General features: G+C 69.9%; 13 protein-coding genes. 11 read left to right on the top strand and 2 right to left on the bottom strand.

What is annotated here, in order from left to right:
• The first annotated feature begins 35 nt into the window (after positions 1-35).
• Positions 36-884, top strand: coding sequence for a fumarylacetoacetate hydrolase family protein (locus tag NAG42_RS38270; RefSeq protein ID WP_250037252.1), 849 nt, complete (start codon positions 36-38; stop codon positions 882-884).
• Here NAG42_RS38270 and NAG42_RS38265 read toward each other — a convergent pair whose 3' ends face one another.
• A complete protein-coding gene (locus tag NAG42_RS38265) occupies positions 885-1667 on the bottom strand; it encodes an IclR family transcriptional regulator domain-containing protein (protein WP_250037251.1) in 783 nt (260 codons plus the stop codon).
• Positions 1668-1800: 133 nt separating this feature from the next.
• Here NAG42_RS38265 and NAG42_RS38260 point away from each other — a divergent pair, with 133 nt between their 5' ends.
• From NAG42_RS38260 to NAG42_RS38230, 7 genes are all read left to right on the top strand, one after another.
• Entirely contained in the window at positions 1801-2745 is a 945-nt protein-coding gene (locus NAG42_RS38260; RefSeq protein ID WP_250037250.1) for an ABC transporter substrate-binding protein, read from the top strand.
• 2 nt (positions 2746-2747) lie between these two features.
• Positions 2748-3515, top strand: a complete 768-nt coding sequence (locus NAG42_RS38255) for an ABC transporter permease (RefSeq protein ID WP_250037522.1) — start codon at positions 2748-2750, stop codon at positions 3513-3515.
• Entirely contained in the window at positions 3512-4276 is a 765-nt protein-coding gene (locus NAG42_RS38250) for an ABC transporter permease (RefSeq protein WP_250037249.1), read from the top strand. Before NAG42_RS38255 ends, NAG42_RS38250 begins: the two co-directional genes overlap by 4 nt.
• Before the next feature lie 12 nt (positions 4277-4288).
• Positions 4289-5065 (top strand): ABC transporter ATP-binding protein, encoded by a 777-nt coding sequence (locus NAG42_RS38245; RefSeq protein WP_250037248.1) that lies wholly within the window; start codon positions 4289-4291, stop codon positions 5063-5065.
• A 72-nt stretch (positions 5066-5137) separates the two neighbouring features.
• The gene (locus tag NAG42_RS38240; RefSeq protein ID WP_250037247.1) at positions 5138-5401 is read left to right on the top strand and encodes a GlsB/YeaQ/YmgE family stress response membrane protein; all 264 of its coding nucleotides are present in this window, start codon (positions 5138-5140) and stop codon (positions 5399-5401) included.
• Between the two features lie 175 nt (positions 5402-5576).
• A complete protein-coding gene (locus NAG42_RS38235) occupies positions 5577-6836 on the top strand; it encodes a helix-hairpin-helix domain-containing protein (RefSeq protein WP_250037246.1) in 1260 nt (419 codons plus the stop codon).
• A 123-nt stretch (positions 6837-6959) separates the two neighbouring features.
• Complete coding sequence (locus NAG42_RS38230) at positions 6960-7811, top strand: endonuclease/exonuclease/phosphatase family protein (protein ID WP_250037245.1); 852 nt, start codon at positions 6960-6962, stop codon at positions 7809-7811.
• Positions 7812-7897: 86 nt separating this feature from the next.
• Here the strand turns inward: NAG42_RS38230 and NAG42_RS38225 are convergent, their stop codons facing one another.
• Positions 7898-9601: a hypothetical protein gene (locus tag NAG42_RS38225; RefSeq protein ID WP_250037244.1), complete on the bottom strand. Its 1704-nt coding sequence runs from the start codon at positions 9599-9601 to the stop codon at positions 7898-7900.
• A gap of 150 nt (positions 9602-9751) precedes the next feature.
• On the opposite strand from NAG42_RS38225, the gene NAG42_RS38220 reads away from it, so the two are divergent.
• From NAG42_RS38220 to NAG42_RS38210, 3 genes are all read left to right on the top strand, one after another.
• Positions 9752-10252, top strand: coding sequence for a hypothetical protein (locus NAG42_RS38220; RefSeq protein ID WP_250037243.1), 501 nt, complete (start codon positions 9752-9754; stop codon positions 10250-10252).
• A 198-nt stretch (positions 10253-10450) separates the two neighbouring features.
• Positions 10451-11809, top strand: a complete 1359-nt coding sequence (locus NAG42_RS38215) for a glycoside hydrolase family 10 protein (RefSeq protein WP_250037242.1) — start codon at positions 10451-10453, stop codon at positions 11807-11809.
• Positions 11806-13116 (top strand): extracellular catalytic domain type 1 short-chain-length polyhydroxyalkanoate depolymerase, encoded by a 1311-nt coding sequence (locus tag NAG42_RS38210; protein WP_250037241.1) that lies wholly within the window; start codon positions 11806-11808, stop codon positions 13114-13116. Before NAG42_RS38215 ends, NAG42_RS38210 begins: the two co-directional genes overlap by 4 nt.
• Positions 13117-13212 lie beyond the last annotated feature (96 nt).

Genomic DNA, 13212 nt, shown 5'->3' with positions numbered 1-13212 from the left:
CCGGATTCCGGACCCGCCGAACTTAGGATGGTCAGATGTCGATCACCATTCACCATCTGCGCTCCGGTGGCACGTCGCGCTGGGCGGTACGCCGGGACGGCGACTGGGGTGAGCTTGACGGAACTCTCGCCGGCCTGCTCGCCCTGCCGCTCGACCAGGCCCGGGCCGTGGTCGAGCGGGCCGTCCGGGAGCCCGGCCCTGACCTGCCGGGCGAGGCGCTCGCACCCGTCGACCGGCAGGAGGTGTGGGCGGCCGGGGTGACCTACCTGCGCAGCCGTGACGGCCGCAAGGAGGAGTCCGGGCACGGCGCCCTCTACGACCACGTCTACGACAACGACCGTCCCGAGCTCTTCTTCAAGTCGAGTCCGTGGCGGGTGGTCGGCGACGGTGACGCCGTCGGGATCCGCGCCGACTCCGGCTGGGACGTGCCCGAGGCCGAGGTCGCCCTGGTGCTCAACGCGGCCGGCGCCGTCTTCGGCTACACCCTGGGCAACGACATGAGCAGCCGGTCGATCGAGGGGGAGAACCCGCTCTATCTGCCGCAGGCGAAGATCTACGACCGCTGCTGCGCGCTGGGACCGGCGATCGTGCCGGCCTGGGCGGTGGACCCGGGACCGTTCCCGATCGCCTTGCGGGTGGTGCGGGACGGCCGGGAGGCCTTCGCCGGCACGACCTCGACGTCGTCGATGGCCCGCGGTTTCCAGGATCTGGCCGACTGGTTGTTCCGGTCGCTGAGCTTCCCGGCCGGCGTGGTGCTGCTGACCGGCACCGGGGTCGTCCCGGACGCCGACTTCACCACGCGGCCCGGCGACACGATCGAGATCTCCTCGCCGCCCCTGGGCATCCTGACCAACTCCGTGGTCACGGTCGGCACGGTCGCCTGATCAGGCCCGGGCGGCGTGGTGGCCATTGATGCGCAGGTCGGCGTCGATGGCCGAGGTGGCGGCCAGCAGCGGGGGGAGCAGGCGGCGGCGCATCACGTCGACCGTGGCCCGGGCCGCGTGCACCGAGACGTTCACGGCCCCGTGCACGACGCCGGCCCGGTCGTGGATGGGGGCGGCGATGGCGCGCAGGCCCTCCTCCAGCTCCTGGTCGACGAGGGCGTAGCCCTGGGCGCGGACCAGGCTCAGCTCGGCCCGCAGCGCGGTGGCGGAGACGATCGTCTTGGCGGTCAGGCGGGCCGGCTGCACCCGGTCGAGGTAGGTCTCCAGGTCGGCGGGCGGCAGGGCGGCCAGCAGCACCCGGCCCATCGACGTCGCGTACGCGGGAAAGCGGGTCCCCAGGTTGATCGACACGGCCATGATGCGGCTGGTGGGGACGCGGGCCACGTAGACGATGTCGTCACCGTCCAGGATGGACAGCGACGAGGACTCGTGGACCTGGGACACCAGCCGCTCGAGGTGGGGCGCGGCCACGTCCGGCAGGGACAGGCTGGACAGGTAGGCGTAGCCGAGCTCGAGCACGCGCGGGGTCAGGCTGAACAGGCGCCCGTCGGTGCGCACGTAACCCAGATCGGCCAGGGTCAGCAGGAAACGGCGGGCGGCGGCCCGGGTCAGATCACAGATCCTGGCCACCTCGCTGAGTGTCAGCTCCGGGCGGCGGGCGTCGAAGGCCCGGATCACCGCGAGCCCGCGTTCCAGCGACTGGACGTGGTGCGGCTCTCTCATAACGGTATTGACGAAGATCGTTGACGTGACACGGCGCACATCCTAGCGTTCACATCGAGAACTTTCGTTCGCGATGCGCACAGCTTACCGGAGGAAACGAATGCGACGGGTCTTCGCGGGAATAGCGACAACCATGGCCTTGACCGCCCTGATCGGCTCCGCGAGCGGCTGCGGATCGTCCGGCGGATCGGGCGGCGACACCGACGCCGGCGGGGTCGACCAGGTCAAGGTCGGCGTCATCCCGATCGTCGACGTGGCCCCGATCTACCTGGGACAGCAGAAGGGCTTCTTCAAGAGCCGCAACATCGAGCTGACCATGGAGAGCGGTCAGGGCGGGGCGGCGATCGTGCCCGGCGTCGTCAGTGGACAGTTCCAGTTCGGCTTCAGCAACATGACCTCGCTGTTGATCGCGCAGACCAAGAACGTGCCGATCAAGACCGTCGCGGCCGGGGTCGCGTCGACCGGCGAGCAGGGCAAGGACTTCGGCGCCGTCATGGTCAAGGCGGACAGCCCGATCAAGACGGCGGCCGACCTGGCCGGCAAGAAGGTCTCGGTCAACACCCTCAAGAACATCGGCGACACCACCGTACGGGAATCCGTGCGCAAGGCCGGCGGCGATCCGAAGAACATCAACTTCGCCGAGATGCCGTTCGCCAACATGCCGGCCGCGCTGCAGGAGGGACAGGTCGACGCGTCGTGGGTCGTCGAGCCGCAGCTCTCCGCGGTCAAGGCGGCCGGCGGGCGGCTGGTGGCGTCCAACTACGTCGACGCGGCGCCGAACCTGACCGTGGCGGCCTACTTCACCTCGGCCAAGCTCGCCGGCGAGGACGCCGACCTGGTCAAGCGGTTCACCGAGGGGATCAACGAGTCGCTGGCCTACGCGGACGGCCACCCCGACGAGGTGCGCGCGGTCCTCGGCAGCTACACGAAGATCGACGAGAAGACGCGGACCGCGCTGACCCTCCCGAAGTGGCCCACCGAGATCAACCAGGCGTCGGTCGAGACCCTGGCCCAGCTCGGCGCGAAGGACGGCATCTTCGGGGACGCCACTCCCGACGTGGCCAAAGTGCTCCCGTGAGGATGAGCTCCGGCCTGCTCGGTGTCGCCGGGCTGGCCGGTCTGCTCGTCCTCGTCGAGGCGCTGCCGCGGCTGGGCCTGGTCGACGACGCCTACCTGCCGCCGACCAGCCGGATAGCGGCCGCCCTGGGCGACGAGCTCGGCACCGCGCAGTTCTGGCAGGCCGTCGGCGACACCCTGACCGGATGGGCGATCGGGCTGGCCGTCGCCGTGGTGGCCGGGATCGCCGTCGGCATCGTCATCGGGTCGGTGCCGGTGCTGCGGGCGGCGACGGCGTCGACGATCGAGTTCCTGCGGCCGATCCCGTCGGTGGCCCTCATCCCGCTCGCCGTGCTGCTCTACGGCACCGATCTGGGCTCGACGCTGCTGCTCGTCGTCTACGCCGCGTTCTGGCAGGTGCTGGTGCAGGTGCTCTACGGCGTGGCCGACGTCGACCCGATCGCCGACGAGACCGCGCGCAGCTTCCGGTTCGGCCGGTGGGCTCGGATCCGGCACGTGCTCTGGCCGACCGCCCTGCCGTACGTCTTCACCGGCGTACGGCTGGCCGCGTCCGTCGCCCTGGTGCTGGCCGTGACCGCCGAGCTGGTCATCGGGGCGCCCGGTCTGGGCAAGTCGATCGCGGTCGCGCAGACCTCGGGAGCGGTTCCCCTCATGTACGCGTTGATCGCGGTGACCGGTCTGCTCGGCGTCGCCATCAACCTGGCCGCCCGGGTCTTCGAGCGCCGATCACTGGCCTGGCATCAATCCGTCCGCGGCGAGGTCCCGGCGTGAAGCGGGTCGCGTACGTCATAGGGTTGCCGGTTGTCCTGTTCGCGGCCTGGTTCGTGCTCAGTGCGGGCAGCGAGAGCTTCTACGCGCCCCCGCTCCGCCAGATCCTGCAGTCGTTCGGCGAAACCTGGACGCTCGACCGGCTCACCGCCGACGTGGTCCCCAGCCTGCTGCGGCTGCTGGCCGGGTTCGCGCTCGCGGCGGTCATCGGCGTGGCCATCGGCATCACCATCGGCTTGAACCGGCGGGTACGGGCCACGGTCGAGCCGGTGCTGGAGTTCTTCCGGGCCGTCCCGCCGCCCGTGCTCGTGCCGGTCATCATGCTCTTCGCCGGGATCGGGGACGGTATGAAAGTCATCGTCATCGTCCTCGGGTGCGTCTGGCCGGTGCTGCTCAACACGGTCGAGGGCGTGCGGGCGGTCGACAGCGTGCAGCTCGATACCGCGAAGGCGTACGGGATAAGCGGCCCCGCCCGCCTCGGGCGAGTGATCCTCCCCGCCGCCTCCCCGCAGATCGCCGCCGGTCTGCGGCAGGCGCTCTCGATCGCGATCATCCTCATGGTGATCAGCGAGATGTTCGCCGCCAGCAACGGGCTCGGCTTCACCATCGTGCAGTTCCAGCGCAGTTTCGCGATCCCCGAGATGTGGAGCGGGATCATCCTGCTCGGCCTGCTCGGCTTCGCGCTGTCGCTGCTCTTCCGGCTCGCCGAGGGGCGGGTCCTCCGCTGGTACCACGGTCTGCGCGAGGCGCAGCGCAGGTCATGAGAGGCGTACGCCATGCTCGAGGTCTCCTCGTTGAAAAAGGTCTACCGCTCCGGTCAGCGCGAGGTCGAGGCGTTGCGCGACCTGAGTTTCACCGTCGACAGCGGTGACCTCGTCTGCCTGGTCGGGCCGTCCGGCTGCGGCAAGACCACGCTGCTGCGCTGCATCGCCGGCCTGCTCGAGCCGAGCAGCGGGACGGTCCGTCTGGACGGGCGCGAGGTGAGCGGTCCGCCGCCGGGTCTGGCGATGGTCTTCCAGGAGTACGGGCGCAGTCTGTTCCCCTGGATGTCGGTGCGCGACAACGTGGAGCTCCCGCTGAAGCAGAAGAAGCTCCCGCGGGAACGTCGGTCCGCTCTCGTGGACGAGGCGTTGAGCGCAGTCGGACTGGCCGGCACCGAGACGGCGTACCCCTGGCAGTTGTCCGGTGGCATGCAACAGCGCGTGGCCATCGCGCGGGCGGTGGCCTACGAGCCGTCGACGCTGCTGATGGACGAGCCGTTCGCCGCGGTGGACGCGCAGACCCGGGCCGACCTGGAGGATCTGGTGCGGGCGCTGTGGCAGCGGCTGAAGGTGACCGTCCTGTTCATCACCCACGACATCGACGAGGCGGTCTATCTGGGTCAGCGGGTCGTGATGCTGTCGTCGTCGCCGACCGTGGTGCAGGACGAGATCACGGTCGACCTGCCGGCCGCGCGCGACCAGCTGCACACCCGGGCCGATCCCCGCTTCACCGAAATGCGCACCCACGTGTACGAGCAGATCCAGAAGGCCAAGCGGGCGGCGGCGATCTAAGGGCTTTCTCAGGGTTGCGGCCGGTGCCGCCGGTGAGAGGCTGAAGGGGTCCGTTCCAAGACGGGAGCCGCTATGGAGATTTCCGGGATTTTCACCGCCATCATCGTCGGCCTCATCATCGGGGCACTGGGCCGTCTGGTCCTGCCCGGCAAACAGAGCATCTCGATCTGGCTGACGTTGCTGATCGGCATCGTGGCCGCCCTCATCGGCACGTTCCTGGCCGCGGCGATCGGGGTCGACGACACCCGCGGCATCGACTGGATCGAGCTGGCATTGCAGATCGCCCTGGCGGCCGGCGGTGTGGCCCTGGTGGGAGTCGCCCGCCGCCGACGCTGAGCATCGGCGATGTTTCCGGTCCTTTGCGGATGGCCACCGGCGTGACAGCCCACTGACGGCTGGTGACGGAGCGGCGTCTTTTGTCGCTCCGTCGTACCACCCTCATGGTGCGCATAAGGGCGGATGTGCGATGCTGCGCGCCACATACGCAGCTCTCATTGTTCGGAGCCCTTTTATGGCATCGTTCCTCTCCCTTGTTGCCGGGGTCGTCGTCGGTTTCGTGGCCGGTTGGTTCGTGCGCGCCCAGCGCACCCCCAAGCCCGCCCCCACCGACGTGCCGATTCCCGCCGCCACCACCGCCTCGGCCACCACCGCCCCGGCCGAAGCCACCACCCCCGAGGACGAGCCACAGCCCGAACAGGCCGCTTCCTCCCTGACCGACCCCACCCCGGCCGCGGACGCCAACCCACTGACTGACGCCGATGCCGTGCCGAATGAGGACACCAAGCCGCTGATCGACGCCGTGCCGGGCGCGGACTCCAAGCCGCTGGCCGACGCCGATTCCGTGACGGATGTTGACGTCGAGCCGCTCGCGATCGCCGAGCCGGTCGCGGATGTCCAGCCCGCCGCGAAACCCGAGCCGATCGCCGCGACCGACCCCGTGGCCGAGCCCGAGCCAGTCGTTGACACCGAGCCGGTCGTCGACACCGAGCCGGTCGTCGACACCGAGCCGATCACGCCGCTCGGCGAGCCGGCCACCGAGCGCGAGCCGATCAGCGCCGCCCGCCCCGAGCCGGTCGCCGTCTCGGCCGCAGCCGCGCCGGTCGCCGTGACGGAGCCTCCCGTCGTCCCCCAGCCCGAGGCGACCAAGCCCGTCCCGAAGCCGCGCGCGACCCGGACCCGCAAGCCGAAGCCCGCCGTGGTGGCCGCCCCGGCGGTCTCCGAGCCGCTGGTCGCCACCGAGCCGCTTGCCGCCGGCGAGCCCGCCCCGGCGTCGGCGACCCTGACCGAGCCGATCACTGAGCCCGTAGTTGCGGCCCCCGTGGTCGCCGAGCCGATTGCGGTCGCCGAGCCGATCACTGAGCCCGTGGTCGCGGCCCCCGTGGTCGCCGAGCCGATCGCGGCGCCTGAGCCGATCGCGGCGCCTGAGCCGATCGCGGCGCCTGAGCCGATCGCGGCGCCCGAGCCGGTCGTCTCCACCGGGGACACCACAGCCGCCGTCCCCGGTATCGCCGAGGCCGACGAGGTCGCCGCCGTCCCCACCCCGGTCGCCGTAGCCACGATCACCGAGCCCGACGACCTCACCAAGATCGCCGGCATCGGCCCGAAGATGGCCATGGCCCTGGCCGCCAGCGGCATCACCACGTTCCAGCAGCTCTCCGAAACCGACGTCCCCACCCTCCGCGCCGCCGTCACCTCGGCGGGCCTGCGCTTGGCCCCCACGCTTCCGTCGTGGCCCGAGCGCGCCAAGGAACTGGCCGTCACCACCAACTGACCGATCCCAGCAACCAGCACTCCGATGTCCGGCGGACTCCGATCCGCCGGACATCTTTTTCCCATCGACCAAGCCTGATGGGTAATCCTTCCGTCAGGCGCGACCATGCTGTGAGATCGAAGCATGACGGGGCGAGCAGAGGGCGTACGACTGCGGATAGCGACCCTGAACGTCTGGGGTAAAGGGGACCGCTGGCCTGAGCGGCGCGGTGTCCTGAAGGCGGAGTTCGCGCATATGGACGCCGACCTCGTCGCTCTCCAGGAGACGATCGTTGCTCCCGAGGGTCCTGCGGACACGACCCTCGACCAGGCCCGCGATGTTCTTGGCCCCGAGTATCACCTTGTGCACTCCGCGACCCGCGAACCCAATGGTCAGGGCATCACCACGGCGAGTCGCTGGCCGGTGGGCCGAGTCGTCGAACTGGACTTACGCGTCACGCCTCGTACGCATGACTTCGCGTGCACCGCCCTTCTCATCGAAGTCCTCGTGCCCGAGCCGATAGGGCGCGTCTGGATGCTCCATCATTTCCCTGACTACCAGCTCGACCATGAACACGAGCGCACCCTGCAGGCGCTCGTGGTCGCCCGTGCCGTGGAGGACGTCCTCACCGAACAACCCGGGCATGTGGTGCTCGCGGGCGACCTCGATGCCGAGCCGCAGGCCGACAGCCTCCGCTTCCTCACCGGCCATCACGGTGTGGACGGTATGAGCGTCTGCTACCGCGACGCCTGGACCTCCACGCACGGACATGCTGATCGGCCGGACGGAGACACGTTCGTGCCGGCCAATCCGAATGGCTCCGACTGGGATTGGCCATACCGCCGGATCGACTACATCCTGGTGCGTTGCGGGGCTCACGGCGGGCCAACTCTGCGCGTCATGAACTGCGCCCGGACATTCGACCAGCCGCATACCACCATCAGCGACCACTACGGTCTCGTCGCTGACCTCGCTCCGCCTCCGGAGCGGCATTGACGCGTTGCCGAAGCCGAAGCCGAAGCCGAAGCCGAAGCCGAAGCCGAAGCCGGCACCGTCCGCGCCCGCAGGTCTGCGGTCACTGATCAATCGGCGCCACGCGGTGTGAGTTGCAGGCCGCAGACGTTGGCCAGCGCGTGAGCGGCAGCCGCGTCGCCGTGGCGTTGCAGGGCCCCCGCGAGGTGGCGGCTGATCATCAAGGCCCACGGTTGGCCGGTCGCGTTCTCCAGCAGTGTGTGCAAGGTGTCGAAGTCGCCGGTCTCGGCTGCCGCTGCGGCGAGCCAATCGGCCCACCGGCCGGCGAACTGCACGGTGAACCGATCGAGCTGCCGCGCAGCCGTCTCCCGGCCGGCGGCACCGAGACGAACGGCTGGGTCCCAGCTCGACGGCGGCAAGGAGAATGCCAACGCCGCGATCGTGCCGAAGAGCTCGTCGAAGAGGTCGGGATGGCGTCCGGCCAGGTCGGCCTCCATGGCTGCCTCGATCAGCGGGTGCGCCATGTGGGGCAGTCGCCGGCCCGGCGAGGTCGCCGCCGCGCCGGCGCGAAGAACATCCATCGCTGCCTCGGCCCGGCCGATCGTGAGCAGTCCGGCCGCCAGGCCGACATCGACGAGCGCGTGCTCCGACCGCAACTTGGCTCGGAGCGGCACCGCGTACGTGTCGACGATTTCCGTTCGCAGCGCCGGATCGGCGAGCACGAAGACGCGGTGGAGCACACCGGCAACCTGCTCGGCCAGGTCCTGGTGGATGACATTCGGGGTCAGCAGCACGTCGAGCAGAGCCCGCACACGCTGGGCGGTGGCCTCCTCCGGCCGCTGGCCGAACCATTGCACGAGTTCCGCCACCAGCTCGGCGGGACCGAACCCGACGTATCGACAGTCGCGCATCTTGGCCAGCTCGCTCAGTGCGTCGTCGATCCGGCCGAAGGTGAGCAGCACCAGAGCGAGTCGATGCCGGTGTATCCCTTGCTGGCCGCGTTCCCGACTGACTTTGGGGCATTTCCGGAACGCGGCCACCACGGTCCGCGCCTCGCTGTCGTCCGTCACGATCTGTGCCACGGCGACGAGGGACTCCTGCCGGGCGTACGGCTGGAGCCGCGCGGCCAGTTCCAAAGCCTCCGTCAGCCGGCCGGACTCGGCGAGGGCACGCACTGCCGGAACCGCTTCGTATCTGTCGGTCTCGTCGTCCGGCTCGCCGCAGCGCCGGTCGATCTCGGCCAGGCCGAGCGGACCCAGCAGCCCGGCTGCGGCGAGCAGCCGGGGACGATCGGCCTCGCCGAGGATGGCGGCCCAGAGATCCAACCGCTCCGGCTCGCCGCGATGCGCATCGGCCAGGACGGCCAGGACCGCGGCGATGCGGTGCGCTCGATGCCGCCGGTAGCCGGTGCCCGCGTGGTCCTCGTACTCCCCGACCACGAGCGCCGCCCGCAGCAATGCCTCCTCGGCCTCGTCCGATCCTGCGGCGAGGTGAGCCAGCGCGCCGGCAACCGGCCGTGGATGGAACTCGGCGGACATCACGGTGACCCGGCCGCTGTCGATGGCGACGCGCACCATCGATCGGGCGTGCCGGCCGGTGAGGCGACGCACCACGGCCAGCAGTGTCACTGGCACCGACGCGTCGGTCAGCAACGCGGCAGTCAGCTGATCGGTGGCGGCATCCAGATCGCCGGTGTCGATGAGCGCGCCGGCCCACGCGACCCGCTCGGCGGGCGACGCGGACGGGGCGGCCGAGCCATCACCGCCATCGAACCGGTCGAGGACCTGCCGAGCTGACACCACGCCTGAACTCATGCCGCGGATGCTATCGACGCCCTACGACAATTCGCGGGGCGACGACCACCTCGGCGGTGAACCATCACGCCGGCACCGGCACTTGCGGAACGTGCCTACTCTGACCAGCACAAGCGTTTTCGAAGGCTCGTCAAAAGTGGAGAGCTGACCATGGCAACCGCATTGGCGCTCATCGGTGCTTTCGGTATCATCGGGTCTCTGCTGTTCGCCGGATTTCAGGCGCGCGCACTGGCCAGGCAGGTGGGTAACCAAGCCACCCGTGATGGCGTAGCCACGTTGCAGGAGACTCTCAACAGCCTCCGAAACGTCCAGCATTATCTCGTGGAGGATCCCTCTCTCATCCCGCATTTTGCACCTGAGCGCAGTGATCGGCCCTTGGATGAGGCTGACGCGGGCAAAGTCCAGATGGTTGCGGCGATGTACGCGGATGTGCTGAACATCGGGTTGCACAATCTTTCCGCGGTGCCTGCCGCCAAGCCCGAAAGCGCGTGGTTGAGATACTGCCATCACGTCCTCGAGAGCTCTCCGGCCGTCCGAGCCGAGGTGACGCGCAAACCGTGGGGATACCCGCGCCTGTCGATGTTGGAAGAGTTTCACGCGTCCAAGGGCGACGCAGGACGAGCCCGGCAGGACGAAAAGCCGACGATCTGACCGAAACTTACGGCCGCCTCCGACGCCAATTCCGGCAGCTCATGCCGCCTCCAGGGCCTCGGCGGAGCGCACTGGAAAGAATATTGGTCGTTGTGGATACCGGAACGTGCCGTTAACGTTTCGATCGATCCGGGTCACTTTCTGTCGCATCCCCGGGAGCGCTCCCACCAGCGCTCCGTCCGCTCGGAAGGCTCCACCATGGACACCACTCGTTCCCCACGACGTCGCCGGGTCCTCGCTGCCGCCGCTGCTCTGGCCGCGGCTGCCGGCGCCGTCACCGTCGCCTCCGCCGCCGAGGCCGCCACCACGCTCGGCGCGTCCGCCGCCGAGCACGGCCGCTACTTCGGCACCGCCGTCGCCGCGTACAAGCTCAGCGACTCCACCTACTCCGGCATCCTCGACCGCGAGTTCAACTCGGTCACTCCCGAGAACGAGATGAAGTGGGACGCCACCGAGCCGACGCAGGGCTCCTTCTCGTACGGCTCGGCCGATCAGATCGTCGCCCGGGCCAAGGCCAACGGGGCCAAGGTCCGCGGTCACGCTCTGGCCTGGCACTCGCAGCAGCCGGGCTGGGCCCAGAACCTCAGCGGCACCGCGCTGCGCAACGCCATGGTCAACCACGTCACCCAGGTCGCCACCCACTACAAGGGTCAGATCGACTCGTGGGACGTCGTCAACGAGGCCTTCGCCGACGGCGGTTCCGGCGGCCGCCGCGACTCCAACCTGCAGCGCACCGGCAACGACTGGATCGAGGTCGCGTTCCGGGCCGCCCGCGCCGCCGACCCCGCCGCCAAGCTCTGCTACAACGACTACAACACCGACGGGCAGAACGCGAAGAGCAACGGCGTCTACGCGATGGTTCAGGACTTCAAGGCGCGCGGCGTGCCCATCGACTGCGTCGGCTTCCAGTCGCACTTCAACGCGAATTCCCCGCTGCCCGCCGACTATCAGGCCAACCTGCAGCGCTTCGCCGATCTGGGCGTCGACGTGCAGATCACCGAGCTCGACATCGAGGGCTCCGGAACGGCACAGGCCAACTCGTACGCCTCGGCCGTGCGCGCCTGCCTGGCCGTCACCCGCTGCAACGGCATCACCGTGTGGGGCATCCGCGATTCGGACTCGTGGCGGGCCAGCGGCACTCCACTGCTGTTCGACGGCAGCGGTAACAAGAAGCCCGCGTACACCGCCGCTCTGGACGCCCTCAACGGTGGCTCCACCCCGCCGAGCACCCCGCCGCCGAGCACGTCGACCCCGCCGCCGCCCACCGGATCCGGCTGCACGGCGACGATCGCGCTCAACCAGTGGACCGGTGGCTTCGTCGCCACTGTCAAGGTCACCGCGGGTGCGTCCCGGCTCGCCGGCTGGACCGCCGGGCTGACCCTGTCCTCCGGATCGTCCGTCACCAACTCCTGGAACGCGCAGTCCAGCGGTTCGAGCGGTGCCGTCAGCTTCTCGAACGTCGCCTACAACGGCTCGGTCAACGCCGGCGCCAGCACCGAGTTCGGCTTCCAGGGCACCGGCACCGGGCCGTCGTCCGCGACCTGCACGGCCCGATGAACAAGCTCCGGCGCTGGGTGGTCGCCGCTCTGGCGGCCACCGGCCTCGCCCTCGTCGCCCCGGCCCTGCCGGCGTCGGCCGCCAGCCTCCAGGAGGTCACCGGCTTCGGCGCCAACCCCACCAACCTGCGCATGCACCTCTACGTGCCGGATCGGGTGGCCGCCAACCCGGCGCTGCTGGTGGCCGTGCATTACTGCACCGGCACCGGGCCGGCCTTCTTTTCCGGTACGGAGTTCGCCTCGCTCGCCGACCAGTACGGCTTCCTCGTCGTCTACCCGTCGGCGACCCGCTCCGGCCAGTGCTTCGACGTGTCCACCCCGGGCGCTCTGAAGCACGACAGCACCAGCGACCCGGCCGGCATCGTGTCGATGGTGCGATACGTGCAACAGCGTTATGGCACCGATCCCAGCCGTACGTTCGTCTCCGGCGCCTCCTCGGGCGCGATGGCCACCAACGTGTTGCTGGGCGACTACCCGGACGTGTTCGCGGCCGGTTCCGCGTTCATGGGCGTGCCGTTCGGCTGTTTCGCCACCACCGACGGCTCGCTGTGGAACAGCGCCTGCGCCAACGGCCAGGTCAGCAAGACGCCACAGGCGTGGGGTGATCTGGTGCGCGCAGCCTACCCCGGCTACACCGGCCGGCGCCCGCGGATGCAGGTCGTCCACGGCACCACGGACGCCACGCTGCAATACCCGAACTTCGCCGAGCAGATCAAGCAGTGGACGAACGTGCTCGGCGTGAGCCAGACGCCGGTGCTCACCGATTCGCCGCGGAGCGGATGGACCCGTACGCGTTATGGGTCCTCCGCCGTGACCGCGCCGGTCGAGGGCATCAGCGTCGCCGGTGTCGGGCACTCGCTGCCGTTGAGCGGCATGGCCCGGCTGGCGATCGAGTTCTTCGGCCTCGACACGACGACCCCGACCACCCCGCCTCCCACCACCCCGCCGACCACACCTCCCACGACTCCGCCGACGACTCCGCCGGCCGGGGGCGCGTGCCGGGTGTCGACGACCGTCAGCGGCTGGAACACGGGTCTGACGTCTCAGGTGACGATCGCCAACACCGGCAGCGCGGCGGTCAACGGCTGGAGCCTCGGCTTCACCCTGCCCGCCGGGCAGACGATCACCTCGGGCTGGAACGCGACCTACGCGCCCACGTCCGGCCAGGTGACGGCGCGCAACGTCACCTACAACGGCACGATCGCGGCCGGCTCTTCGGTCTCGATCGGCTTCCAGGCCAACCACACCGGGAACAGCGCGGCCCCGAGCAGCTTCACGCTCAACGGCGCCGCCTGTTCCACCGCCTGAGCCGCGCGGCCGGCCAACGGGCTGGGCCGGCCGCGCTTCAGGCCCGGGCGCCGCGGGAGGACCGTCCTCCGACCGCGGCGCCCACAATCGTGCCCA

Source organism: Paractinoplanes maris (assembly GCF_023544465.1).
Taxonomy (GTDB): domain Bacteria; phylum Actinomycetota; class Actinomycetes; order Mycobacteriales; family Micromonosporaceae; genus Actinoplanes; species Actinoplanes maris.
This window is presented reverse-complemented; position numbering and strand designations above follow the sequence as displayed.

Coding starts and splice junctions, on each gene's coding strand:
- NAG42_RS38215 (WP_250037242.1), top strand. CDS start 10,451: ATGGACACCACTCGTTCCCCACGACGTCGCCGGGTCCTCGCTGCCGCC.
- NAG42_RS38245 (WP_250037248.1), top strand. CDS start 4,289: ATGCTCGAGGTCTCCTCGTTGAAAAAGGTCTACCGCTCCGGTCAGCGC.
- NAG42_RS38270 (WP_250037252.1), top strand. CDS start 36: ATGTCGATCACCATTCACCATCTGCGCTCCGGTGGCACGTCGCGCTGG.
- NAG42_RS38220 (WP_250037243.1), top strand. CDS start 9,752: ATGGCAACCGCATTGGCGCTCATCGGTGCTTTCGGTATCATCGGGTCT.
- NAG42_RS38230 (WP_250037245.1), top strand. CDS start 6,960: ATGACGGGGCGAGCAGAGGGCGTACGACTGCGGATAGCGACCCTGAAC.
- NAG42_RS38225 (WP_250037244.1), bottom strand. CDS start 9,601: ATGAGTTCAGGCGTGGTGTCAGCTCGGCAGGTCCTCGACCGGTTCGAT.
- NAG42_RS38265 (WP_250037251.1), bottom strand. CDS start 1,667: ATGAGAGAGCCGCACCACGTCCAGTCGCTGGAACGCGGGCTCGCGGTG.
- NAG42_RS38235 (WP_250037246.1), top strand. CDS start 5,577: ATGGCATCGTTCCTCTCCCTTGTTGCCGGGGTCGTCGTCGGTTTCGTG.
- NAG42_RS38240 (WP_250037247.1), top strand. CDS start 5,138: ATGGAGATTTCCGGGATTTTCACCGCCATCATCGTCGGCCTCATCATC.
- NAG42_RS38255 (WP_250037522.1), top strand. CDS start 2,748: ATGAGCTCCGGCCTGCTCGGTGTCGCCGGGCTGGCCGGTCTGCTCGTC.
- NAG42_RS38260 (WP_250037250.1), top strand. CDS start 1,801: ATGGCCTTGACCGCCCTGATCGGCTCCGCGAGCGGCTGCGGATCGTCC.
- NAG42_RS38210 (WP_250037241.1), top strand. CDS start 11,806: ATGAACAAGCTCCGGCGCTGGGTGGTCGCCGCTCTGGCGGCCACCGGC.